General features: G+C 70.2%; 27 protein-coding genes. 16 read left to right on the top strand and 11 right to left on the bottom strand.

The genetic code is table 11. The features are described from left to right. Window positions 1-8: 8 nt before the first annotated feature. Together ACZ516_RS06620 and ACZ516_RS06615 are read right to left on the bottom strand one after the other, a co-directional pair. Complete coding sequence (locus ACZ516_RS06620) at window positions 9-161, bottom strand: hypothetical protein (RefSeq protein ID WP_358578359.1); 153 nt, start codon at window positions 159-161, stop codon at window positions 9-11. 102 nt (window positions 162-263) lie between these two features. Further along, window positions 264-662 carry a DUF6415 family natural product biosynthesis protein gene (locus ACZ516_RS06615; protein WP_469008860.1) on the bottom strand — a complete coding sequence of 133 codons (399 nt, stop codon included), beginning with the start codon at window positions 660-662 and terminating at the stop codon, window positions 264-266. 194 nt (window positions 663-856) lie between these two features. On the opposite strand from ACZ516_RS06615, the gene ACZ516_RS06610 reads away from it, so the two are divergent. Then, a complete protein-coding gene (locus ACZ516_RS06610) occupies window positions 857-1,099 on the top strand; it encodes a DUF397 domain-containing protein (RefSeq protein ID WP_358578354.1) in 243 nt (80 codons plus the stop codon). Window positions 1,100-1,189: 90 nt separating this feature from the next. Next, window positions 1,190-2,104, top strand: a complete 915-nt coding sequence (locus ACZ516_RS06605; protein WP_358578351.1) for a helix-turn-helix domain-containing protein — start codon at window positions 1,190-1,192, stop codon at window positions 2,102-2,104. A gap of 67 nt (window positions 2,105-2,171) precedes the next feature. Here the strand turns inward: ACZ516_RS06605 and ACZ516_RS06600 are convergent, their stop codons facing one another. The 5 genes from ACZ516_RS06600 to ACZ516_RS06580 form a co-directional block, all read right to left on the bottom strand. Beyond that, a complete protein-coding gene (locus ACZ516_RS06600; RefSeq protein WP_469008858.1) occupies window positions 2,172-3,005 on the bottom strand; it encodes an SAM-dependent methyltransferase in 834 nt (277 codons plus the stop codon). Between the two features lie 272 nt (window positions 3,006-3,277). Then, on the bottom strand, window positions 3,278-4,048 hold the full coding sequence (locus tag ACZ516_RS06595) for an SDR family oxidoreductase (RefSeq protein WP_469008857.1): 771 nt from the start codon (window positions 4,046-4,048) through the stop codon (window positions 3,278-3,280). 189 nt (window positions 4,049-4,237) lie between these two features. Beyond that, complete coding sequence (locus ACZ516_RS06590) at window positions 4,238-4,885, bottom strand: hypothetical protein (RefSeq protein ID WP_469008855.1); 648 nt, start codon at window positions 4,883-4,885, stop codon at window positions 4,238-4,240. A gap of 99 nt (window positions 4,886-4,984) precedes the next feature. Continuing rightward, the gene (locus ACZ516_RS06585) at window positions 4,985-5,932 is read right to left on the bottom strand and encodes a hypothetical protein (protein WP_469008854.1); all 948 of its coding nucleotides are present in this window, start codon (window positions 5,930-5,932) and stop codon (window positions 4,985-4,987) included. Window positions 5,933-5,985: 53 nt separating this feature from the next. Then, the gene (locus ACZ516_RS06580) at window positions 5,986-6,876 is read right to left on the bottom strand and encodes a 3-hydroxyacyl-CoA dehydrogenase NAD-binding domain-containing protein (RefSeq protein ID WP_469008853.1); all 891 of its coding nucleotides are present in this window, start codon (window positions 6,874-6,876) and stop codon (window positions 5,986-5,988) included. A gap of 126 nt (window positions 6,877-7,002) precedes the next feature. Here ACZ516_RS06580 and ACZ516_RS06575 point away from each other — a divergent pair, with 126 nt between their 5' ends. Next, on the top strand, window positions 7,003-7,926 hold the full coding sequence (locus ACZ516_RS06575) for a LysR family transcriptional regulator (RefSeq protein ID WP_361083073.1): 924 nt from the start codon (window positions 7,003-7,005) through the stop codon (window positions 7,924-7,926). Window positions 7,927-7,971: 45 nt separating this feature from the next. Here the strand turns inward: ACZ516_RS06575 and ACZ516_RS06570 are convergent, their stop codons facing one another. Next, window positions 7,972-8,646: a TetR/AcrR family transcriptional regulator gene (locus tag ACZ516_RS06570; protein ID WP_361083071.1), complete on the bottom strand. Its 675-nt coding sequence runs from the start codon at window positions 8,644-8,646 to the stop codon at window positions 7,972-7,974. Window positions 8,647-8,742: 96 nt separating this feature from the next. Between ACZ516_RS06570 and ACZ516_RS06565 the strand changes: the two genes are divergently transcribed. The 3 genes from ACZ516_RS06565 (at window position 8,743) to ACZ516_RS06555 (ending at window position 10,001) form a co-directional block, all read left to right on the top strand. Then, complete coding sequence (locus ACZ516_RS06565; RefSeq protein WP_469008851.1) at window positions 8,743-9,183, top strand: nuclear transport factor 2 family protein; 441 nt, start codon at window positions 8,743-8,745, stop codon at window positions 9,181-9,183. Between the two features lie 32 nt (window positions 9,184-9,215). After that, window positions 9,216-9,692 carry a DUF3237 domain-containing protein gene (locus ACZ516_RS06560; RefSeq protein WP_469008849.1) on the top strand — a complete coding sequence of 159 codons (477 nt, stop codon included), beginning with the start codon at window positions 9,216-9,218 and terminating at the stop codon, window positions 9,690-9,692. A 180-nt stretch (window positions 9,693-9,872) separates the two neighbouring features. Then, complete coding sequence (locus ACZ516_RS06555) at window positions 9,873-10,001, top strand: hypothetical protein (protein WP_358911879.1); 129 nt, start codon at window positions 9,873-9,875, stop codon at window positions 9,999-10,001. A 57-nt stretch (window positions 10,002-10,058) separates the two neighbouring features. Here the strand turns inward: ACZ516_RS06555 and ACZ516_RS06550 are convergent, their stop codons facing one another. After that, complete coding sequence (locus ACZ516_RS06550; RefSeq protein WP_469008847.1) at window positions 10,059-10,667, bottom strand: TetR/AcrR family transcriptional regulator; 609 nt, start codon at window positions 10,665-10,667, stop codon at window positions 10,059-10,061. A gap of 142 nt (window positions 10,668-10,809) precedes the next feature. Here ACZ516_RS06550 and ACZ516_RS06545 point away from each other — a divergent pair, with 142 nt between their 5' ends. From ACZ516_RS06545 to ACZ516_RS06500, 10 genes are all read left to right on the top strand, one after another. After that, on the top strand, window positions 10,810-11,409 hold the full coding sequence (locus ACZ516_RS06545) for a hypothetical protein (protein ID WP_469008845.1): 600 nt from the start codon (window positions 10,810-10,812) through the stop codon (window positions 11,407-11,409). A 145-nt stretch (window positions 11,410-11,554) separates the two neighbouring features. Beyond that, window positions 11,555-13,156, top strand: a complete 1,602-nt coding sequence (locus ACZ516_RS06540) for an MFS transporter (protein WP_469008843.1) — start codon at window positions 11,555-11,557, stop codon at window positions 13,154-13,156. Window positions 13,157-13,203: 47 nt separating this feature from the next. Next, a complete protein-coding gene (locus ACZ516_RS06535; RefSeq protein ID WP_358911873.1) occupies window positions 13,204-14,316 on the top strand; it encodes an NAD(P)/FAD-dependent oxidoreductase in 1,113 nt (370 codons plus the stop codon). A gap of 62 nt (window positions 14,317-14,378) precedes the next feature. Continuing rightward, window positions 14,379-14,951, top strand: coding sequence for an ester cyclase (locus tag ACZ516_RS06530; RefSeq protein ID WP_469008841.1), 573 nt, complete (start codon window positions 14,379-14,381; stop codon window positions 14,949-14,951). A gap of 133 nt (window positions 14,952-15,084) precedes the next feature. Next, window positions 15,085-15,651: an ester cyclase gene (locus ACZ516_RS06525; protein WP_358578311.1), complete on the top strand. Its 567-nt coding sequence runs from the start codon at window positions 15,085-15,087 to the stop codon at window positions 15,649-15,651. 106 nt (window positions 15,652-15,757) lie between these two features. Next, complete coding sequence (locus ACZ516_RS06520; protein WP_469008840.1) at window positions 15,758-17,272, top strand: phytoene desaturase family protein; 1,515 nt, start codon at window positions 15,758-15,760, stop codon at window positions 17,270-17,272. A 59-nt stretch (window positions 17,273-17,331) separates the two neighbouring features. After that, window positions 17,332-17,880, top strand: a complete 549-nt coding sequence (locus ACZ516_RS06515; RefSeq protein ID WP_469008839.1) for an ester cyclase — start codon at window positions 17,332-17,334, stop codon at window positions 17,878-17,880. Window positions 17,881-17,908: 28 nt separating this feature from the next. Beyond that, window positions 17,909-19,303 carry a cytochrome P450 gene (locus ACZ516_RS06510; protein ID WP_469008837.1) on the top strand — a complete coding sequence of 465 codons (1,395 nt, stop codon included), beginning with the start codon at window positions 17,909-17,911 and terminating at the stop codon, window positions 19,301-19,303. Continuing rightward, the gene (locus ACZ516_RS06505; RefSeq protein ID WP_469008836.1) at window positions 19,303-20,787 is read left to right on the top strand and encodes a cytochrome P450; all 1,485 of its coding nucleotides are present in this window, start codon (window positions 19,303-19,305) and stop codon (window positions 20,785-20,787) included. The genes ACZ516_RS06510 and ACZ516_RS06505 overlap by 1 nt, the downstream gene beginning before the upstream one ends. A 241-nt stretch (window positions 20,788-21,028) precedes the next feature. Further along, window positions 21,029-21,703 (top strand): RNA polymerase sigma factor, encoded by a 675-nt coding sequence (locus ACZ516_RS06500; RefSeq protein ID WP_358697270.1) that lies wholly within the window; start codon window positions 21,029-21,031, stop codon window positions 21,701-21,703. Here ACZ516_RS06500 and ACZ516_RS06495 read toward each other — a convergent pair. Together ACZ516_RS06495 and fabD are read right to left on the bottom strand one after the other, a co-directional pair. After that, window positions 21,668-21,958 carry a hypothetical protein gene (locus ACZ516_RS06495; RefSeq protein ID WP_469008835.1) on the bottom strand — a complete coding sequence of 97 codons (291 nt, stop codon included), beginning with the start codon at window positions 21,956-21,958 and terminating at the stop codon, window positions 21,668-21,670. The genes ACZ516_RS06500 and ACZ516_RS06495 overlap by 36 nt on opposite strands. Window positions 21,959-22,081: 123 nt before the next feature. Continuing rightward, window positions 22,082-23,044, bottom strand: a complete 963-nt coding sequence (fabD, locus tag ACZ516_RS06490) for an ACP S-malonyltransferase (protein WP_361083043.1) — start codon at window positions 23,042-23,044, stop codon at window positions 22,082-22,084. Between the last annotated feature and the right edge of the window lie 52 nt (window positions 23,045-23,096).

Here is a 23,096-nt window from a genome sequence, read left to right as displayed (position 1 = left end):
CGGAGCTCCTACCGGATCAGGTCCAGTTTGGTTTCGCGCAAGTAGGCGCGCACCAGAGCAGTGCCGGCAGCGCAGCGTACGTTGCGGTGGCAGTGCGGACAGTGCCGCACGTGCTGGGTGTAGGCCTCGTAACTGCGCTTGACTGCCGGCGTGCTGAACATCTGTCTCCTGTACCGTCCCTCGTCGGCGCTGTCGCCGTGGCTGGTGTGGGTCCATCCGTCGGACCGAGCTGCGTATCGGGGGCCCGCCGGCGGACGGGCGGGCTACCCGGCGGCTTCGGCGGCGCGGCCGAGGTGCGCCGGAAGGTGGTCCAGGCGCTCGTAGAGGGCGCGTACGAGGCGGGCGAGGTTCTGCGCCCCGGCCACCGTGGTCCGGTGCCGTGGGGACAGGCGCCGCTCGGCTTCGCCGAGCAGGGTCTCGGTCAGGGTCCGCGGGGCGCCGCTCTTCGGCAGGCGCGTGCAGCGCTGCCGCAAGTCCTGGACAAGGGCGCGGGCATGGTCCGCCAGCAGCAGCGTGATCTGTTCGCAGTCACGGGGCGCGGGCGCCGCCTGGGGTGCGGACCAGGCGAGTACGGCCTGGACGAGTGACAAGTACGGCTCCCGGTCGAGTGGCGATGCTTCATGGAAGACGTCGGGCACGGTCGGTGCCGAGTGTGGGGTCATCGCAATCTTCCCGCAGGCATTTCGGGGTCTGGGCCGCGCAGTTCGGAAGAGCTAATATGCCGTCGGCCCCCTTCTGCTGCAAGTACATCTGCAATTGCATCGGCAATAACGGTCGCGCGGCGGCCGATTCGCGCCACGGCGAGGCAGGGGGACGTTCCGGGCCGAGGCCGATCACCCAGCAAGGAGAAGATCAGGTGAACGCACCGTCCAACGGCATACGCGCCAGCGCCATCGAAGGCGCGGTATGGCGTAAGAGCCGCCGCAGCAACCCCAACGGAAACTGCGTTGAACTGGCCGTTCTCGCCGACGGCGAGGTGGCGGTCCGCAACTCCCGGCACACGGACGGGCCGGCGTTGCTCTACACCCGCGCGGAGATCGCGGCCTTCGTCCAAGGCGCGAAGGACGGCGACTTCGACGACCTGGCCGGGCTCGCTTGACGCATATGTCGGCCGGATAGTCACCATCACTGTACGGACGGTGGCGGCGGTGCGAAACTGAGTGCTCATCCGACCAACACGGGAGCCAGCATGGCAGCCGCGCAGCCGGGGCGTGTCCCGCCCCCGCGCCGTCACATCGAGCATCCCCGGGGCGGCCCGACAGTTCTGCGGATCGTTCTCGGCACCCAGCTCCGCCGGCTGAGGGAGGCCGCCGGCATCAGCCGGGAAGCCGCGGCGGACGCCATCCGGGGCTCACACGCCAAGATCTGCCGTCTGGAACTCGGCCGCGTCGGCTGCAAGGAACGCGACGTGGCCGACCTCCTGACGCTCTACCGCGTCACGGACGAGAAGCAGCGCGCCGAGTTCCTGGCGTTGGCCCGCGGGACCAGCACGCCCGGCTGGTGGCATCGCTACAACGACGTACTGCCCGGCTGGTTCGAGACACTCATCGGGCTGGAGGAAGCGGCCTCCGTCATCCGCACCTACGAGGTGCAGTTCATCCCGGGCCTGTTGCAGACCGCGGAGTACGCGCGTGCCGTGTGCCGGCTCGGCAACCCGCAGGCGTCGGAGGCGGAGATCGAACTGCGGGTGGAGTTGCGGATGCGGCGACAGGCGCTGCTCACCGCACCCCATCCGCCCCGGCTGTGGGCGGTGCTGGACGAGGCGTGCCTGCGGCGTCCGCTCGGCGGGTCCGACGCCATGGCGGCCCAGCTGCGGCATCTGCTGGAGATGGCGCGGCTGCCCAACGTCACCGTGCAGATAGCCCCGTTCAGCCTCGGCGGACACGCGGCGGCGGGCGGGCCGATCACGATCCTGCGCTTCCTGGAGCCGGACCTGCCCGACATCGTCTACCTGGAACAGCTCACCAGCGCGCTCTACTTGGACAAGCGCGACGACGTCGACCACTATCTCGCCGTCACCGACCAGCTCAGCGCGCAGGCCGCGTCCCCGCGCGCCTCCCAGGCCATGCTGGAAGACCTGATCAAGGCGGCGGAGAACGCGTGAAGGACGCGGCAACAGGCGTGTGAGGGACGCGGCGGGGGCGGGGGAGCGTCCCGTCGAGCAGATCCGGCTACTGCTTGCGGGCGATCCCGCCGTACTCGATCCACTCCATGGTGAGCTGCTTGGGCCCGACATCTCCGTCGGGCTTCCACGTCGAGACCTCCACCAGGCCGGGCTCCAGAACCTCCAAGCCCTCCAGGATCGCGCCGAGTTCGGCCGCCGTGCGCACCCGCCCCCACTGGCCCTGGGTGCTGACCCGCATGAAGTCGGTGACGAAGTCGCGGGTCTTCTGGTCCTCGCTCACCAGCTGGCACACGACCAGGAAGCTGCCGGGGGCCAGACGGTCCGCGACCCGCCGGATCAGCCCGGCGGGGTCGTCCTCGTCCGGAATGCAGTGGAGCACGGACACGAAGAGCGCGGCGACCGGCTGAGTGAAGTCGATCAGGCGCTCGACCTCGGGGTGGCTCATGATTCCGTCGGTGTCGCGCATGTCGGCCTGGATGACCGCGGTGTTCTCGTTCTCCTCCAGCAGCGCGCGGCCATGGGCCAGCACGATGGGATCGTTGTCGACGTACACCACGCGGGAGTCCGGGGCGACCCGCTGGGCGACCTGGTGGACGTTGTCCTGCGTCGGCAGCCCCGAGCCGTGATCGAGGAACTGCCGTATGCCCTGCTCCTGCGCCAGCCAGCGCACCGCCCGCTGCAGGAAGCGGCGATTGTTGATCGCCAGGACCCGCGTGCTCGGCACGACCTTGTTCAGTTCCTCGCACGCCGCACGGTCCACGGCGTAGTTGTCCTTGCCGCCGAGGTAGTAGTCGTACATACGCGCCACGCTCGGGATGCTGACGTCGACGGTGCCGGCCTCTGGTCGTATGTCCTGGCCCAATTTCCGCTCTCCCGTCATTCGTTCACTCCATGCCCGGCCCCAAGGGGGGTGCCGCGACCGGCCGTTCACGCCATCTGGCCGGACCGGGTGGGCAGGCAGGGCCTCAACATACCTACTCACCGCACCAGTTGCAGCCCGCACCCCATAAGTCGGTACGCGCGGTGGGGCGCGGGCGCCGTGACCGGCTCGCCTTGCGGTACTTGCGGTACTTGCGGTACTTGGGATGCGCGTCGCCGGGGATACGTGCTCGCTCAGTGCGGCGTGGCCCTGTCCGGCGTGCGCGAGGCTGCTCAGCCCATCCGCTCGGCCAGAAACGCTTCCCAGGTGCGGGTGCCCGACATGCCGTCGTCAGCCGCCAGGTTCTCCCCGGCGCGGTACGCCCGGCCGACCTTCCCGGGCAGGGGGACCGGCAGCAGCGGGCGCCGTTTGCCTGCCGCCTTCAGGTAGTCACGGACCAGGTCGCCCAGCCCGTACACCTGGGGACCCGAGAGGTCGGCCACCCTGCCCGCCGGCCGGTCCAGCGCCAACTCGGCAAGGCGGGCCGCGACATCGCGGGCGTCCACCGGCTGCCAGCGCATCTCGCTCGGCGCCGGGACGACGGGCAGCTTCCCCATCTTCTCCGCCACCGTCAGCGCCAGGTCGTGGAACTGCGCCGCCCGCAGCGTCGTCCAGGGGATGCCCGACTCGGTGACGGCCCGCTCCGCGCCCAGCTTCGCGCGGAAGTAGGCCAGCGGGATCCGGTCCGCGCCGACCACCGAGATGTACACCAGATGCCGCACCCCGGCCGTGCGCGCGGCGCGCACCAGATTTCCGGTGGCCTCGTCGTCGCCCTTGGGGCCGCCCGCGAGGTGCAGCACCGTCTCGACGCCTTTCAGCGCGTCGTCCAGTCCGGTCCCCCGCAGCAGGTCGCAGCTGCGGTACTCGATGCCGGGCGTTGACGCGCGGCTGCTGCGGGCGAGGACGCGGACGGGGTGGCCCGCCGCGCGCAGCAACGGTACGACGTGGCTGCCGAGTGTGCCCGTACCTCCGGTGACGAGGATGGGGGAAGGCGTGGCGTTCATCGTTGTCTCCCAGGTGAGCGACCTTGTGTCGTACTGCCATGACGGACGGGGCGGCCAGAATGTGACGGGCCGGATGAAGTCCGTGGGAGACATGCCTGGGAGAGACCCCGCGAACCACCGGGCCTACGCGCGCCGCGGGGCCGCCGCCCGCACGGGTCGCGCTCACGCTCGCCGCTGTTCGGCGGCGACCTACGTGGACCCCTCACCCACTTCGTGTGCCTCGTCGTCCGGAAGTTCCACCGTCGTGACCACGCGGGTCAGGGACGGCCGCCGAGGGGCCGAGCCGAAACCGAAACGGACCGGGGGGTGCACGGCTTGCAGCCCGCCGAGGTCTTCACCGTTCCACTCCGCTCGCGCCGACATGATGGTGCGCAGGTCCCGCGCGGCGTACCACTCGCGGCGCCCCGCCCCCGCGCTGCCGCGTGTCCGGACCCCCGGCATCAGCAGGCGCGCCGGGAGATCGCAGAGCGCGGCCCAGCCGGGGCGGGTCGCCAGACGGCCCGGGACCAGTCTCAGCACGCGGCCCAGCGCGGTGGAGCGCCCGGGCGTGAACGTGGCCCGCAGCGGTCCGGCTGTCACGGTCCACTGATCATGCCCTGGTTCCACCGCGACCGGGCACACGATGACCTCGTCGAACCGGTAGGTGGCGGCAACGAACCGCGCCACGCGCTCGGACGGCGCCAGCAGCAGGCGCCGGCCGTCGGCCCTCTCCACCATGACGTCGGCAAACGGGCCCATGGGGGACAGCGGCCAGTACCCGACGACCAGGCGTACGCCCGAGGCCGTGCCGAGACCGGCGATCCACCCGTCGAACCGCATGCGCCGTGCCGTGCTCATCGGCCCCGCCCTCACTCTCCCGGTGTCACGCCGGATGCCCGCGGGCCACGCTTCCACGCTTCCAAATCGCATCGTGCCACTGGAGGACGGTGGCCGCCGTCACACGGCGGCAGCGGGAGTATCCGGGGCTCCCTGGTCGCCGCTGTAGAGGCACAGTCCGGTCAGTGGGTGGGGCAGAGCCACGATGTCGCGAGGCTCCTGCCCGGTGGCAGGTCCGTCGGGCAGGGGGACGGCCCGGATGTGGCCGTGGAGGTCGGAGACGTAGGCGATGCCCGCCTCGGCGTCGACGGCGAGGCCGATCGCCTCCTCGAACCCGTCGGCGAGGATCTCCGGAGCTTCCCCCGGGCTCCGGGGTGCCGGCACGCGGGCGCGGTTGAGGGTGTTGCCGGCGGGGGCGGCCCCGCGGTCGGTCCAGTAGAGCCGGTCGCCGGCCAGGTGCAGGTCGATCGGCTCGGGCAGGTCGTCCCACAGCACCTCGATGTCGGTCCGGCTCGCCGCGCTCTGCCCGGCGGGGATCTCCAGTCCGGCGCGGAGGATGCGTCCCTTGCCGCCCTTGGCCGGGCCCTTCTGCGTCCAGTACAGGTGCCCTCGCGCGGGGTCCACCGCCACGCCGACGCATTCCCCCATGATCCCGTCCTCGGCGGGGTTGACCACGAGGTCGGTCAGGCCGGTGCCGTCGCCCCGGACGCGGCTGACCCGGTGCCCTTCACGGTCGCTCCAGTACAGCGTGCCGGCACCGTCGGACGTCAGCTGCTTGCCGGTGGTCAGCGCCCCCGGCGGGACGACGTCACGTCGCAACCCGCCGGTGAGGTCCATCGCGTGGACACCGCCGTTGGGGCGGGAGAAGTCCTGACCGGCTTCGCCGGGGACGTCGGGATCGCTCAGGGGCGCGCCCATGGTGGTCCAGTAGACGGTGGCCGCGTCCACGACGATGCCGTCCGGAGCCGGGCCGGCATCCTCGCAGAGGGTGTGCACCCGGCCGTCCGGAACAGTCACACGGAGCACCTTCCCGGGGACGATCTGCAGTGCGAGCAGTGCTTTGGTCATGATGGTCGTCCTTGTTCCGTCGTTCGTGTCCGGCCCTCGCTCCAGGGGCGACTTCATCGCCCCTGCGTGTCCTGGGAGGGGAGGTGCGGCCAGCCCAGCGGCTCCAGGACGGCACGAGTGCGGTCGTCCCGCCGGGCCGCGAGGTGTGCGTAGGCGGTCTCGCCGGTGCCGTAGGCCTGTTCGACGGCGTCGAGGACCTCGCCGGTCCGGGCCGGGTCAGGGCGGCCGGCCTCGAAGGTCAGCTGCGAACCGACGTGCTCCACGAGGTGGCGCATGCCCGCCGGCCCGCCGCCCAGGACGCCGCTCTCGAACGGGCCCGTCACGGCCCAGCGCAGACCGAGTGAGGCGCGGACCAGGTGGTCGAGGTCCGGCACGTCGATCACGCCCTGCTGCACCAGGTAGGCCGCCTGCTCGTTGAAGACCTTCTGCAGTCGATTCCCGACGAAGCCGGGGATCTCCTTCTTCAGGCGGATCGGTGACTTGCCGAGGCCGCGGTAGACCTCCAGTGCCCGGTCGACGGTCGTCGCGGCCGTCCGCGGTCCGGGGACCACCTCCACCAGCGGCATCAGCTCCGGCGGGTTGAACGGGTGCCCGACGACGATCCGGTCGGCCGCCGGATTGCCCCGGGCGATGACCGAGGGCAGCAGGGACGAGGACGAGGAGGCCAGCACCACGTCGTCACGCGTGTGCGCGGCGAGCGTCGCGAAGATCTCCCTCTTGACCTCCTCCCGCTCCGGGCCGGCCTCCTGCACGAAGTCCGCGCCGCTCACCGCGGCCACCAGGTCGGCGGTCGCCGTCACCGGCCTGCCGGCCAGCTCGCGCTCCACCAGCTCGCCCAGGTCGGGCCGGGGATCGCTGACACGTACCTCCCAGCCGGCCGCGTCGAACAGACGGGCCCAGGAGATACCGATGACACCAGCGCCGACGATCGTCACGACCGACATGCACATCACCCCAGAGGGACGGCGGAGAAGAGAGGGCTCGGATCCCGCCCCACGCATTCCGGTGGGTGGTTTCCGCTGTCCAGTGGACACCTCGCCGCGAAGGTCTGTCCAATATATGATCTGGTGGTGAGTGATATCCCTGGCAATATCAGCCTGTCCCGCCGACTGCTCGAACAGTTCTTGGTGGTCGTACAGGAGAAGCACTTCGGCAGGGCCGCCGAACGGCTCGGCATGAGCCAACCGCCTCTCAGTCAGTCCATCCAGCGCCTGGAACGGACCGTGGGAGCGCGCCTGCTCGACCGCGGTCCCGGCGGGGTGCGGCTGACGTCGGCCGGCGAGGGTTTCGCCGTCGACGCGCAGCGGCTGCTCGACCTGCAGACCGCCGCGGTCGCCAGGGCCCGGCGGGTGGCGTCAGGCCTCGGGGGAGAGGTGCGGGTCGGGTACGTGAGCCTCCTGAGCTACCTCTACCTCCCCGCGATGTTGCGAGCCGCGGCGGCGCAACTGCCCGACCTGCGCATCCATCTGCAGCACGATTCCTCGGCGGGCGTCGTCGACCAAGTACGGGGCGGGACACTCGACCTCGGATTCGTCCGCGACCCGGCCCGGCTTGCCGACGACCTGGTCAGCACCGTCATCGCCACCGAGCGGATCGCCGCCGCCGTGCCCCGCGGCCACCGCCTCGCCGGGGCGGACGGGATCGACCTCGCCGAACTCGCGGACGACGACTTCGTCCTGCCCGACCCGACCGCTCTTCCCGCACTGGCCGAGCAGGTCCATGTCGCCTGCCGCGAGGCGGGGTTCACCCCACGCGGCGTGGCGGTCGCCGACGACCTCAGCGGCCTGTTCAGCTACGTCGGCGCAGGCCTGTGCGTCAGCCTCGCCCCCGAAGGCCTGCGTCACCTCACGTTCGCCGGGGTACATCTCGTGCCCCTCCGCGGACGGTCCGGTCACCTCGACACCGTCGTCCACGCCATCCACCGGGCCGACGTCGACCCGGCGGTGACCCGCCTCCTGAACGTGGCCCAACGGGCCCATCCCGAAGGGCAGTGATCCGTCCTCGTCTTCACCGGTGCGAGGGACCGTGCTGATGCCGGTTCACTGCTGACGAGGGGTCAGAAGTAGCTGGGTCACTCGGCGCACCATGGCCACCGCCTCGCCGCCCCTTCCTTCGGCGTCCAGCCGCAACTCCGTATTCGACGCCAGGAGAACCGCGTTGATCTGGAACGCGGCGAGTTCCGCGTCGGGTTCTGTGATCTCCCCTGAATCAGAGGCGTGGCGCAGTTCGTCGGCGAGCAGGGACCGCCAGTCGCGTTGGCTGCGGAACAACGCGTCACGTACCGGTCCTGGCCGGCTGTCGAAGTCCGCCAGGTTGGCGGCCCAAAAACAGCCTCCTGGGAACAGGGGAGCCGTTGCGTACTCGATCCATGACTCGATCAACGCCTGGAACCGCGCCGCGCCGCGGGGCACGCTCCTCGTCGGGCGCACCACCGCGTCGTCGAACACGAGTCGTGCGCACTCCACCGCCGCGACCTGCAAATTCTCTTTCGTGCCGAAGAGGGTCTGTACACCGCTCTTGCTGGCACCGAGGTCACCGGCCAGCCGACCGAAGCTGAGCCCGGCCAGCCCCTCCAGCGAGGCCAGGTCCACGGCATGGCGCAACACCGCCTGCCGGGACCTCGCGCCTTTGAGCAGCCGCCGGTCCGACGTCATGGCGTCGGCCGCCCGAGGCGCGGTACCGGGAGGGGCAAGTCGCTGTTCACCTTCGTCCATCGCGCCATCTTGGCAGACGCCTTGCACTTTACGTACGTACGACCGTACGTTGACGTTTCACGCACTGAGAGAGGGGTCCTCTTGGACGGCCGTCGCATGTTCGAACTGGCGAAGGCGCTCGCAGACACGAAGAGCCGACAGGACATACCGGCATCCATGAAGCTCTTGCACCGTGAAATGACGTTGTCCGCACCGGCGTTGGGGGCCACTGCCCACGGTCCGGCCGCGAACGAGAGGGCGCTTGGGCGGTTCTTTGCCGCCTTCCCCGATTACGCGGTGGTCCTCGACGGGCACGCCGACGACGGCTCGTCCCTGGTGTGCTGGGGCACGGTGAAGATGACCATGACGGGAAACCGGTTCGGTGTGACCCCCAACGGCAGACGCGCCGAGCTGCCGGTGTTCATCCGGTTCTCCTTCAGGGACGACCTGATCGCGAGCGAGCACTTCTTCTTCGATCTGTCGGAACTCTGTGCTCAGTCCGGTGTTTCCACGGACACCGTCCGGCGGACCCTGTTCCCGCCGACCCGCCACACCTGAAAGGGCATTGCGACATGGCCACAGACCCAAGAGTGAAGGACGTCGGAGAGATCGAAACGACTCACCTCTTCGACATGGTCGTCGATCTCCACCCGAGGCAGGACATGGGTGAGGGCCCACGCGGGCGGAGGGTCCACTTCGGTTCGGCCGGCGGCACCTTCGAAGGGCCGAGGCTGAGGGGTGACGTACTGCCCGGGGGCGGCGACTGGGCGGTCTTCCGTCCGGACGGAGTGATGGTGCTCGACGTCCGGCTGACACTGCGCACACACGACGGCCAACTGCTGTACATGACCTACGGCGGCAGATGGGTCACCCCGCCCCACCTGCGCGCCGATCTGGCCGAGCCCGCCAAACGGCATCAGGTCGACCCGGAGAGCTACTACTTCCACACCAATCCGCTCTTCGAGACAGGAGCGCATCAGTACATGTGGCTCAATGACATCGTCTGCGTGGGGACGGGTTACGTGGTCGAGGGTGGTGTCGCCTACAAGGTCTCGGCGATCGTCTGAGGCCTGGGCCGCGAACCCGGCCGCCTCGCTCAGGGCCGTCCGCTGGGCCGAGGGCGCGTCCACTGACCTGACGGCACATCCAACTGGTTGGGCGGACCGCTCGACGATGTGTGTATCCCACCCGGCGTGGCGCGGATCTGAGAGGGCGTACATCTTCAACGCCCTTGTGAGGAGAGCTCCGTGACGACTGCTGAATTTCCGGACCAGGACGACGAGCAGGCGGCCCCCCGAGGCCGCAGGCGCAAGCTGATGCTGCTGGGCGCCGTGCTGTCCCTCGTGGCCCTGACGGCGGCCCGGCGCAGGCGCTGAAACCCGGGGGCCAGGATGGCTCTGGCTCCGGATCATGACTCTGGCTCCGGACCGCCCTCAGTCGGCCGGAGCTTCGTCGGCATGGGCGATGAGCCCCGCCGCCACCACTGATGCGACGACGTCCAACTGGGCGCCGTCCATCGGGCTGGGCAGGACCAGCAGGGCGAGGAAGAGCGGGCCGCCCAGCAGCATGTGTGCCAGCGCGGGATCCGGTGCCCGGTGCAGTTCGCCGCGCTGCAGGGCGCGCTCGATGATCGCGGCGAGGTCCCTGCGCTCCCGGGCGACGAAGGTGTTCCGCAGCCGGGCGGCGAGTTCGGCGTCGCGGGACATCTCGGCCAGGAGCGCGGGGATCACCTCGCGGGCGGCGGGGCTGGAGAGACGTTCGTGGATGACGCGGGCCATCGCGCGGAGATCGTCGCGCAGCGAGCCGGAATCCGGCGGGGGCTCGATGTCCATGCCGTGCACGGCGGCCGCGAAGAGCAGTTCGGCCTTGGAGCCGAACCTGCGGTAGATGGCGGCCTTGCCCACCCCCGCGCGGGCGGCGGTCGCGTCCATGGTGACGCGGGTGTAGCCGGTCTCGGTGAGGAGTTCGCGCGCGGCCAGGAGGACGGCCTGGTCGATCTGGCTGTCCCTGGGGCGTCCCATGCGTGGTGCTTGGCTCGGCATGACCTCAGTATACGATACCGGAGTTCCGAAACTGCGGTACTGTAAGTCGTGAGGGCCTGGATCGCCCGTCCCGGCCACGCAGTCGAGGAGGAACCATGCTGAAGCGTGCGCAGGCCACGGATGGCGCGGGAGCTGAGGGGCCATGACCGGGCGTCTGGACGCGTGGCTCCCCGTGAGCCACTGGAGCACTCGACACGACCGTTTCGTCGCCGCGCCGCCCGCCACGGTCTCCCGGGCCGTCCGCGAGGTGCGGGGGCATGAGATGCGGCTCGTGCGCCCGCTGGTCGCGGCGCGCAGTCTGCCCTCCCGACTGCTGCGCCGGGGTGCCGGGCAGCGGGCGGCGGCGGACGCCGACACGCTGAGCGCCATGCGGCAGTTGGGCTTCATCGTCCTGGACGACGTGCCGGACGCGGACCTCGTCCTGGGCTTCGCCGGCCAGCCGTGGAATCCCATCGTGTCCAAGGCAGTGGTCCCCGGCCTCACCCCGGCCGACTACGAGACGTTCGCACGGCCCCACTTCGTCAAGGGCGCCTACGCGCTGTGGACCGAGCCCGAAGGCACCGGAACGCGGCTGATCACCGAGACCCGGGTCTACGCCATCGACGAGGGGGCGGCGCGCCGCTTCCGCCCGTACTGGCTGATCATCGAACCGTTCAGCGCCCTGATCCGCCGCGACTGGCTCGCCGCCATCGGCCGCCGTGCCGAGCGCGCGGCCCGCACGGACTGCTCCCGCGCCACCTGACCACGGCGCCGGCGCGCTCCGGTGCACGCCGGACTCCGCGGCCCCGCGCTGTATCCAGCTCCCCGCCCCGCGGATCTCCATGAACGACAGGCAACTGTCGCTCCCTGTCCGGGCGCGGTACCCGCACCACGAAAGAGAGATGACCGTGGACCGTTCAACCGTTCACCGGCACCGCTGGAAGATCCTGGCCGTGCTGTGCATGAGCCTGGTGCTGATCGGCCTGGACAACCTGATCCTCAATCTGGCGCTGCCCAAGATCCAGACGGATCTCGGGTCGAGCAGCACCGAGATGCAGTGGATCGTCGACTCGTACACGCTGGCCTTCGGCGGTCTGCTGCTGCTCTGCGGCAGCCTGGCCGACCGGTTCGGGCGCCGCCGCCTGCTGATGGCGGGCATGGTGCTGTTCCTGACGTTCTCGTTGGCGGCCGCCTTCTCCACCGACTCCACCACGCTGATCGCGGTGCGCGCGGCCATGGGGGCGGGCGCGGCGATGATCATGCCCGCCACCCTCGCCATCATCAAGGACGTTTTCCCGGCCGAGGAGCAGGCCAAGGCCATCGGCATCTGGGCCGGCACGGCAGCGCTCGGCGTGCCGCTCGGCCCCGTGGTGGGCGGCCTGCTGCTCGACCACTTCTGGTGGGGCTCGGTGTTCCTCATCAACGCGCCGGTCGTGGTCGTGGCCCTGGTCGGCGGCGCCCTCCTGATCCCCGAGTCGCGCAACCGCGACCGCTCCGGCTCGCTGGACCTGCTCGGCGCGCTGCTGTCGGCCGCCGGACTCGCGGCCCTCGTCTACGGCCTGGTGGAAGCCTCCAGGAACGGCTGGACGGACGGGATCACCCTGGTCTCGCTCGCCGTCAGCGTGACGCTGCTATTCGGCTTCGCGCTCTGGGAGCGGCACACCCCCTTCCCGATGCTCTCCCCGGAACTCCTGCGCGACAAGCGGTTCAGCGGCTCGGCGCTGGCCATCACCGCGATCTCCTTCGGCATGTTCGGCGCGCTGTTCGTGCTCACCCAGTACCTGCAGTTCGTGCTGGCCCATGAACCGCTGGAGGCGGGGCTGCGCCTGCTGCCCATCGCCACGATGATCGTCGGCGCCCCCCTCAGCCCGCGGCTCGTGGAGCGGATCGGCCTGAAGGCCGTGGTGGCCCTGGGACTCTCGCTGATCACCGCTGCTCTCCTGCTGACGGCGGGGGCAGGGACCGACTCCGAGCCCCGCATCCTGTGGAGCCTGGCGTTCTTCGGCCTCGGAATGGGGCTGGCCATGCCGGCCGCGGCCGACGCCATGCTGGCCGCCGCCCCGTCCGGACAGTCCGGCGCCGGCTCCGCGGTGACCGACGCCTCCATGCAGGTCGGCGGCGCCCTGGGCATCGCCGTCATCGGCAGCGTGCTCTCCACCTCCTACCGCGACGCGCTGCCCGCGCTCGACAAGATGCCCGCCGAGGCCGCCGACGCCGCGTCGGACTCGGTGGGCGCCGCCGGGGGAGTGGCCGCCGAGATCGGCGGCGAACGGGGCAGTCAGTTGCTGACCGCCGCCCATGAGGCCTTCGTCGAAGGCCTGGGCGACGCCATGCTGATCGGCGCCGGGGCCACCGCACTCGGCGTGGTCGCCGCCCTGCTCGTCCTTCCACGCAAGGCAGCCAGGAAACCGCCCGCCGTCGGCACAGACACCACGCCGGACGGGGCGGACACGGGCACCGGCCTGACGGCGAGCGGAGCGGCGCGCCGGGAGGCGGCCCGCCCCACCTGATTCGGCGGAGCGCCTTGGCCGACCTATCTGAATCGGAGTAGAACCTGATGTCTGTCCGGAAAGCGATCATCACGGGCGGTGGCATAGGCGGGCTCACGCTCGCGGGCGCCCTCACGCGCCGCGGCATCGACGTGACGGTGCTGGAGCGGGCGGACGCGGTGCGCGCCCGCGGCCTCGGCTTCACGGTGTGGCCCAACGCCACCGCGGCACTGCACAGCGCGGGGCTCCTCGACGCGGTGCGGAAAGTGGCCGAGCCCATCACCTCCGCGACGCTGCGGGTCAACAGCGGACGGAAGCTCACCGTCATCGACATGGCGAGCTGGGGGGAGCGCGTCGGATTCCCCGCGCTCAGCGTCACCCGGCCCGAACTGCTCACCGTCCTCGCGGACGCGTGCGGGGCCGACATCCGCTTCCGCTGCGAGGTGGCCTCGGTGACCCCGCAGGGCGGCGTCCGGCTCACCAGCGGGGAGGAGCTGCGAGCCGACGTCGTCGTCGGGGCCGACGGTGTGGGCTCGGCGGTACGCCGCTCCCTGCTCCCCGCCCACCAGAACACGCTGGACCAGCCCATGATCACCGGCTGGCAGGGAGTGGTCCCCAGACCCTGGCCGGGCGGCATCGCACTGGACATGATCTTCGGGCCGACCGGAGCGGCCGGCATCCTGGGCCTTCCCGGCGACCGCACGTACTGGTTCCTGCAGGCCCCGACCGTCCGAATGCCGACCGACGGATCGCCCTACACCGAGGGCTGGTCCCCGGTGATCAAGGAGTTGGTCGCGGCCACCCCTGCGGACTCGTTGTGGCGGGACGACATCCGGGACCGCAAGCCGGTCTCCGACTGGGGGCGCGGAGCGGTCACGCTGCTCGGCGACGCCGCCCACACGATCATGCCGAACCTGGGCCAGGGCGCCTGCCTGGCGATGGAGGACGCGGCAGTACTCGCCGTGCGCCTCGCGGCGGCCGGTGAGGCGACGGCCGCGCTGCGCGACTACGAGAAAGCACGCTTCCCCCGGGTTCGCGGCATGTACGTCAACGCCCGGCGCGCCGCCCGCATGCAGCGCCTCTCTCCGTTCGTACGGGACGGGCTGCTGTCCGTCGCCCCGTTCGCCCTCAGCCGCATGTTCACCGGCCCGGGCAGGCCCATCCCGGGGCTCGCCCCGTAGCCCGCAAGGACCGTGCTCTCCACCCACCCGGTGAAGGAACACCTCATATGAAGGAACACCTCATGGCGAAGCCCGAACAGACCGAACAGACCACGAGCCCCGGACAGACCGCGCAGCCTGAACGGGAGGAACTGAAGGAGCTGGCCGCCCACATCGCGGACCGGGTCTGGAACCACGCCGATCTCGGCGCCATAGACGAGTACTTCCTGCCGCACTTCGTCGGCCACTTCCCGGGCCTTCCCGACGTGTACGGGCCCGCGGACTTCAAGAAGATGGGCGCAGATCTGCGCAAGGCGCTGCCCGACCTCCAGGAGCGGATCCTCGTGCAGGTCCAGGAGCGCGACCGCGTCTTCATGCAGGCCGTGCTCACCGGCACGCACCGGGGCGACCTGATGGGCATCCCGCCCACCGGCGTGGCCACGGTGCTCACCGAGATGATCATTCTCCGTTTCGAGGGCCGGAAGGTCGCCGAGCTGTGGCAGCAGGCCGATTACATGGGCGTGATGGAGCAACTCGGCGTGGTGCCGCCCAGGGACGCGGGTCCGCTCGGCCAGATCGCGCACACCTTCAAGCTCATGGGCCGGTTCGGCGTCCTCAAGGCGAAGGACGCACTGCGGCAGCGGTCCGCCGCGTGAAGCGCCGGCCCCACAGCTGACCCGTGAGCCGCACCGTCGGCCATGGAGACCACGGACATCACGAACATCACGGCATCACGGAGACCACGCAAGCGCACGGGGCGTGAGGCCCCGGCGGAAGGAGCACGCCACCATGACCAGCACCACCTCCTCTTCGGGACAGGCCGCGGCGGCCGAAACCGTCCCCGGCCGCCGCGAGCCGAAGGACGCGGCCCATGAACTCCTCGAGCGCTGCTGGCGCGTCAAGGACGTGACGGTGCTCGACGACATGGCCGACCCCGCGTGCACGTACACCCTGCCCGGCCACCCGCGCCTTGACAACAAGCAGTTCCTCGACCTGATGCAGCAGATATGGCGGGCCAAGCCGGACCTGCGCATCGACCTGCTCGACATGATCGCCGAAGGCGAATGGGTGGCCAGCCGGGTGCGGTTCAGCGGGACCCAGACCGGAGAGCTGCTGGGCATCCCGCCGACCGGCCGCTTCGTGTCCATCGACGAGATGATCCTTGAGCGCTGGGACGAGCATGGACGCCTGCTGGAGTTCCACCAGGAGGCGGACTTCGTCGGCATGCTGACCCAGCTGGGCGTGGTCCCGCCGAAGGAGGCCGGCCCGCTCGGTCAGCTCGCCCACACCTTCACCAGCGCCGCACGGTTCACCTGGCTGCGGCGCAAAGCCCGCCGCACCGGCGGACGTCAGTAGGGCCCGAGGCGTATCCCGGGACGTCCCGCGCGGATCTCTACCTGAGAGACCGGTCGCCGAGCCGGCCGTGAAGACCAGCGAAGCACCTCGATCCCTTGGGAGAGTCATGCCGACGAAGGAACCACCCGCCACCGAGGACGACTACGACGTCATCGTCGTCGGCAGCGGCCTGGGCGGCCTGGCCGCCGCCGCCTTCCTGGCCAAGTTCGGACGGCGCGTCCTGGTGGCCGAGAAGGCACAGGGCATCGGCGGCTACGCACACGCCTTCCGGGCCGGTGAGCGCTACTACGACCCGGCCATCCACGTCGTGCCCGGCGCCGCCGAGGGCGGCACCATCGACGTGCTGCTGCGCTACCTCGACGTGCGCGAGATGTGCGAGTTCGTCGAGTCCGACGCGCTGTACCGGGTGGTGATCGACGACGACGTGCTGGACGCGCCGTTCGGCTCCGAGGCATTCATCGCCGCGCACACCGCGCTCTTCCCGCACGAGGAGGCCGGCATCAGGGGCTTCTTCGGGCTCTGCGAGAAGTTCCTCGAGGAGGCCCACCAGGTGCCCCTCCAGCTCTCCCCGCAGGAACTGGGCGCGGCGGTCGAAAAGTTCCCCACCCTCTTCGGGAACCGGATGTCCACCCTCGGCGACGTCATGGACCGGTTCATCGAGGACCCGCGCTGCAAAGCCTTCTGCAGCGCGGGCTGGCCCTACATGGGACTGCCGCCCTCGCAGCTGTCCTTCGAGCTGTTCGCCCGCTTCCTCTACACCCAGATGCACGGCCTCTACCACTGCAAGGGCGGCTTCCAGCACCTCGTCAAGGCCTTCACCACGGCGATCGAGCGCGACGGCGGCAAGATTGTCACCAACTCCGGCGTCGAGAAGATCGTGGTGCGGGACGGCCGTACGGAGGGCGTGGTCCTGGCCGGCGGGCAGGAACTGCGCGCACCGGTCGTGATCTCCAACGCGGACGCCACGCACACCTTCCACGACCTGGTGGGCCTCGAACACCTGCCGAAGGCGTACCACCGCAGGCTGCGCTCCCTCAAGGGCTCCATGTCGATGTTCGTCGTGTACGCCGCGACGACCTTGGACATCGCCGCCGCCGGCGGCGCGCACGAGACCTTCATCTACGACAGCTACGACCACGACGCCAACTTCGCCGGCTTCTCCGCGGGCGAGGCCCCGGCCACCGTGGTGGTCGTGCCCACGCTCCTCGACCCGAGCCTCGGCCCGCCCGGGGAGCACCTGGTCACCTCGACGGCACTGGCTCCCTACGAAGGCCCCGAGCCCTGGGCCGAGCTGAAGCCGAAGCTGGAGGCGAAGTACCTCGACCTGATCGAGCGGCTCTATCCGGGGTTCAAGGACAAGCTCACCTTCGTCAGCAGTTCGACGCCGCTGACCCTGGAGCGCTTCACGGGCAACCACCGCGGCGCGGCCTACGGCTGGGAGAACACCCCGGCACAGGCCGGCAGCAAGCGGCTCACCTACCACACCCCGATCGAGGGCCTGTATCTCTCCGGTCACTGGGCGCAGGCGGCCAGCGCGCTCCGGGTGATCGTCTCCGGCAGCCACACCGCCCAGCAGATCCTGCGCGCCGACGGTGTCACCGACGTCGGCCCGGAGCTGTGAGCCGCGGGCCATCCGCGGCCCGCACCGCATCGCACCGACTCACCGTCCTGGAGGACCTCATGTCCCGCCCCGCCTTCATCGACACCCAGACCGCCGCCAACTTCGACGGCTCACTCGACAAGGCCTACTACGAGATGGCCCGCCGCTACATCGAGGAGGTCTGGGACAAGAACAACGCCGAGACCGAACGCGAACTGCTCGCGGCCGACTGGCAGGACCACATGCCGCTGCCGGGCTGCCCGCAGGGGCCCGCCGGACACCGCGCCGCCGTCCAGTTGATGCACGACGCCTTCCCCGACCTGCGCTTCTCGCTCGACGACGTGACCATCATGGGCGACAAGGTCGTCGACCGCTGGACCGCGACCGGCACCTTCCGCGGTGAGCTGTACGGCTTCCCCGGCACCGGCAAGCGGATGACGATGACCGGCCTCGACTTCCACGTCGTGCGCGACGGCAAGTTCGCCGAGCTGTGGCACGAGGAGAGCACCGCGTCGATGGTCGAGCAGTGCGGGATGGCGCCCGAGCCGGGCAGCGGCCTCGGCACCATCCTCAAGCTGACCTTCGGCAACATCCTGCACGTCGCCAAGCACAAGATCCGTACCCGTTGACCCCGCCACACCAGCAGAGCGAGGCACCATGAGTCCGACTTCGAGCGGCCGCCCGCGCCAGGCCCCGGGCCCGCCGGGGTATCCGGTGGTCGGCTGCGGCCCCGACCTCGTCCGTGACCTGGTCGGCACCTTCACCCGATCCTGGCGGGAGTACGGCGACATCGTCCGCTTCCGGCTGCCGGGCAAGCGCACCCTCTTCCTGCTCGCGCACCCGGACCACATCAAACACGTCCTCGACGACCGGCAGCCCAACTACCCCAAGGACCCCTTGTCGGTCGGCAAGTTCGAGCCCTGGGTCGGCCAGGGCCTGTTCACCAGCAACGGCGAGTTCCATTTCCGGCAGCGCCGGCTCGCCCAGCCCGCCTTCAAGGGATCCCGGATCTCCGGCTTCGGGCCCGCGATGGTCGAGGCCACCAGCGGTCTGGTGCGGGAGTGGCGGGGGCGCGCCTCCCGCGAGGAGACCTTCGACATCACGCCGGAGATGTTCCGGCTGGCACTGACGATCGTCATGCAGACGCTGTTCAGCACCGATGTCAGCGACCGGGCGGGAGAGCTGGCCCGCGCGGTGCGCATCTGCAACGCCTACACCAATGTGCGGTTGCAGCGCTTCGTGGAGCTTCCGCAGTCACTGCCGAGCAAGGCCCGCACACGGTTCCTGCGGGCGCGCTCCACACTCGACTCCTTCGTCTACGGGCTCATCGCCGACCGGCGCAAGGACCCGGCACCCCCGGACGACCTGCTGACCCGCTTCCTGAACGCGCAGGACGACCAGACCGGCGACCGGATGTCGGACAAGCAACTGCGCGACGAGGTCGTCACGATGTTCCTCGGCGGATACGAGACGACCGCGCTGTCGCTGGTATGGGCGTTCTCGCTGATGTCACGGCACCCGGAGTCGGAGCGCAAGGCGCGCGCCGAGGTCGCCGAGGTGTGCGGGGACCGCGCGCCCGCGGCGTCGGACCTGCCCAAACTGCGCTACCTGCGGGCCTTCTACCAGGAGGTGCTGCGGCTCTACCCGTCGGTGTGGACCATGTCGCGCAGTCCGGTCGAGGACGACGAGATCGGCGGCTACCACATCCCCGCCGGCTCCCAGGTCTTCATCAGTCCCTACCTGATGCACCGTCACCCGAAGTTCTGGGAGAACCCGGAAGGTTTCCGGCCCGAACGGTTCGAGAAGAGCGCGACCGGCGGCGCGCCGCTGTACGCGTACATCCCCTTCTCGCGCGGCCCGCGGCTGTGCCCGGGATCGTCCGTCGCCGTCCTGGAGGCGCCGCTGGTGATCGCCCGGATCCTGCAGGACTACCGGCTGACACTGGCCGGCGGGCACGTCTGCGAGCCCACGTCCAATGTGTTCCTGTATCCGCGCGGCGGCATGCCGATGCGGCTGCAGCACCACAAGGCAGCCGTCGAAGGAGCCGTGTGATGCCGGGGCGAAGCAGTACGGACACGCGGCGGCGCCCGCCGGGTCCGCCGGGCCTGCCCCTGCTCGGCTCCGCGCTCGACTTCCGCCGCAACCCCTTGGAGACCTTCGTCAGAGCCTGGCGGGACCACGGCGACTTGGTGCGGTTCCGGGGACCGGTGCCGGTGGTGCTGGTCACGCACCCCGACGACCTCAAGCACATCCTGGCGGACAACTTCGAGAACTATCCGCACCCCGACGACTTCAACCGCAAGGTCGGGGTCTCGGTCGGCCAGGGCCTGGTCACCACCGAGGGCGAGGTGTGGCGCGCCCAACGGCGCACCGTCGCACCGACGTTCCGCAGGGAGCCGCTGGAGCGGTTCGCCGGCGTGATGGTGGACAGCACGCAGCGGATGCTGGACCGGTGGGACGGACTCGCGCGGCGCGGCGAGTCGATGGACGCCAGGACGCAGATGCAGAGCCTGACGCTGGAGATCCTGGCCCGGTGCCTCTTCCAGGCGGACTGGTCACGTGACGCGCTGGCGCTCGGCTCGGCGGTCGCCGTCCAACTGGAGCACATCAACGCCAAGTTGATCGCCGTCGCGGACATCCCCGAGAAGGTGCCGACCCCGCGCAACCGCCGCTTCACCGCCGCCCGCAAGCTGCTCGACGAGACGGTGTACCGCCTGATCGCCGAGCGCCGTGCCGGACCGGCCGACGGCGAGGCACAGGACCTCCTGTCGATGCTGATGCGCACCCCCGACCCCGAGACGGGCCGGCTGATGACGGACGAGCAGCTGCGCGACCAGGTGATGACGCTGTTCATCGCCGGGCACGAGACGGTGGCCGCAACCCTGTCGTGGATCTGCCATCTGCTCTCCACCCGCCCCGCCGAGACCGACCGGGCCAGGGCCGAGGTCCTCCAGGTACTGGGGGGCCGGCCACCGACGATGGAGGACCTGCCGCAGCTGAAGTACCTGAAGCTGTTCATTCAGGAGGCGCTGCGCCTCTATCCGCCCCTGTGGCAGGTGGCGCGGATGCCGCTGAAGGACGATGTGCTGAGCGGCTATCACATCCCCGCCGGGTCCTTCCTGCTGCTCAGCACGTACATCACGCACCGCAATCCGGAGTTCTGGGACAACCCCGAGGGGTTCGACCCCGAGCGGTTCACCCGCGAGCGCTCGGCGGGCCGGCCCCGATACGCCTACGTGCCCTACGTCGGAGGTCCCCGCAACTGCGTCGGGATGGCCTTCGCCAACATGGAGCTGACCATCGTGGTCGCTTCCCTGCTCCAGCGGTTCCACCTGGACATGGTGCCGGGGCACCCGGTGGTGATGCAGCCGGACATCTCGCTGCGCGCCAAGCACGGCATCCGGATGACGCTCCGTCCGGTGACGGACCGCGCCCCCGGGGCGATCACGGCACCGGACGTCGCACTGCCGGACGTCACCCCGCCCGACACCGCGGCCCGCTGCCCCTACCGAGCAGTGGAGGCGGGGAAGGAATAGCCGGAAGTCTGCGATGCGTCGCGCGCCGGGCCGCCCCAAGGGCGGCCCGGCCAGACGCGTTTGCCGTCTGTTCCCAGCCGCGCGCCGGCCCGCCCTTTCCCAGGTTAAGAGGGAACCATTCCGGGGTGGATTGCGCCTAAGTAAGCGTTGACACTGCGCCTTGTGGCCGCCGTATAGTTGATGCCTGTAGTGGGGAACTGTGGCTTGAACCTGTTCCTCGCGTGAGAATGACGGGGGAGAAATGGAAGGCCTTGCTCTGCATGAACTCGTAGACGATTGTCTGGATGGGAACCAGGAGAGCTGGAACCGCATCGTCGACCGCTACACACCGCTGATTTGGGCCATCGCCCGCGGACACCGGCTGTCCGCTGCCGACTGCGAGGACGTCAGCCAGACCACCTGGATGCGCGTCATCCAGCACCTGGGGAAGCTGAGGGATCCGGAGAAGCTGGCCCACTGGATCTCCGTCTCGGCCCGCAGGGAGAGCCTCAAGCACATCCAGAAGGCCGGCCGGAGCACGCCGATGGAGGACCCGGAGGTGTTCGACCGGCCACGGCCGTCGGCGAACCAGCCGGAGGAGACGGCGCTGGACCGCGAGACCCGTGACGAGGTGCTTCTCGCCTACTGCTCCCTGTCGCCCAAGTGCCAGGCGCTGCTCGGCCTGCTGGTGGCCGAACCACCGATGTCCTACGACGAGGTGAGCGCCACACTGGGGTTGGCCCGAGGCTCCATCGGGCCCATGCGCGGGCGCTGCCTGCAGCATCTGCGGCGCGCCCTGGAGCGCGAGTCAGGCCGCACGGAACAGGCCAGAAAACTCTTCGACTCCATCAAGAAGATGGGCCTGCGGGCATTCGCCGAGGAGAGCGGCTCCGAACTGCGGTCAGCGCCCCGGTGCAGCCGGGTATCGACCGGCTGAGCCGGAAGGCCGGTCGTCGAGTGCGACCGGCGACTCCTCGTCGTCCATCGGGCCGTCGCTCACCGCGCGGTCATCCATCGCACGGTCATCCATCGCACCATCGTCCATCGCGGCTGCAAACGCTATGAAGGGAAAGAGGGCCTTGGCCTTCTCGGCCGCCGCCCGTGAGGGTATCCCGAGGGCATCTGAGAGTTTGCCCAGCGCCGCATCGTCGGCGTTTTCATCGGCGTCGTGCACCCCGGTCACCTCCACCATTTAGTTCGCTCCTTAACTAGATGGAGAGTAAAGGAAAGTCCCGCGAACCACAATACCGACCGGTATTTCGTTCGCGGGACTCGCCCCTTCCGGCCACCCCTCGGTATGCAAGGGCGAAGTCCGTCAGGCTGGTATCCGCAATTCCGGGGCCAGGGCCCGGAGCAACCGCTCGACGCGCCGGATCTCACCCGCCGGATGGCAGACGGCCTCCGGGAGCGTGGTGCGGCAGAAGCCGCTCAGCACCCGCCCGGGGCCCGCTTCGACGAACGTCCGCACACCGCTGCCCTCGATCGCCCGCAAGGTGTCCGACCAGCGCACCGCCCCGGCCAGCTGACGCCGCAGCAGGTGCTTGGCCTCGGCTCCCGAACGTATGCGGGCCGCCGTCACATTCGCCAGCACCGGCAGTACGGGGTCCGAGAACGCGACCTGATCCAGCTCGGCCGTGAACTCCTCCTCCAGCTCCCTCATGAGGCTGCAGTGGAAGGGCGCCCCGACCCTCAAGAGGACCGAGCGCTCCGCACCTTCCGCCTTGGCGGCCGCCATCACCGCGCGGACCGCCTCGCGCCGGCCGGACACGACGTGCTGCGCCGGGTCGTTGTAGTTGGCGACCTCCACGATCGCGCCCTCCCGCTGCCGTATGTGAGCGCAGAGCTCTTCGACCTGCTCCGCCGACAGGCCGATGACGGCCGCCATCGCTCCGGCCGTACGCTCGTTGACGCCGGCCATCAGCTGCCCCCGCCGGCGGACGAGGCGCAGGGCGTCGGTCCACTCCAGCACCCCGGCGCAGACCAGCGCCGCGTACTCGCCCAGGCTGTGCCCGGCCACCACGGACGGGGCGATGCCGTGGCCGCGCAGCACGTCCAGGACGGCGATGCTGGTGAGGAAGACGGCGGGCTGGGTGATGTCGGTGGACACCAGGTCCTCGGCGGAGCCCTCCAGGCACAGCCGCGACAGCTCGAACCCCAACAGGTCGTCCGCGGGGCGGTAGTAGCGCTCCAGCAGCTCCGGGTGGCGTGCGACCAGATCGCTGCCCATGCCGGGCCGCTGGGAGCCCTGCCCGGGGAAGAGGAAGGCGATGTCATTCATGAGTACCTCCGTGGATGTCCGGCGCGCCGTGTGCGACAGGGGGGCCGGCGCG

The organism is Streptomyces sp. NPDC034037 (genome assembly GCF_055575715.1).
This window is presented reverse-complemented; position numbering and strand designations above follow the sequence as displayed.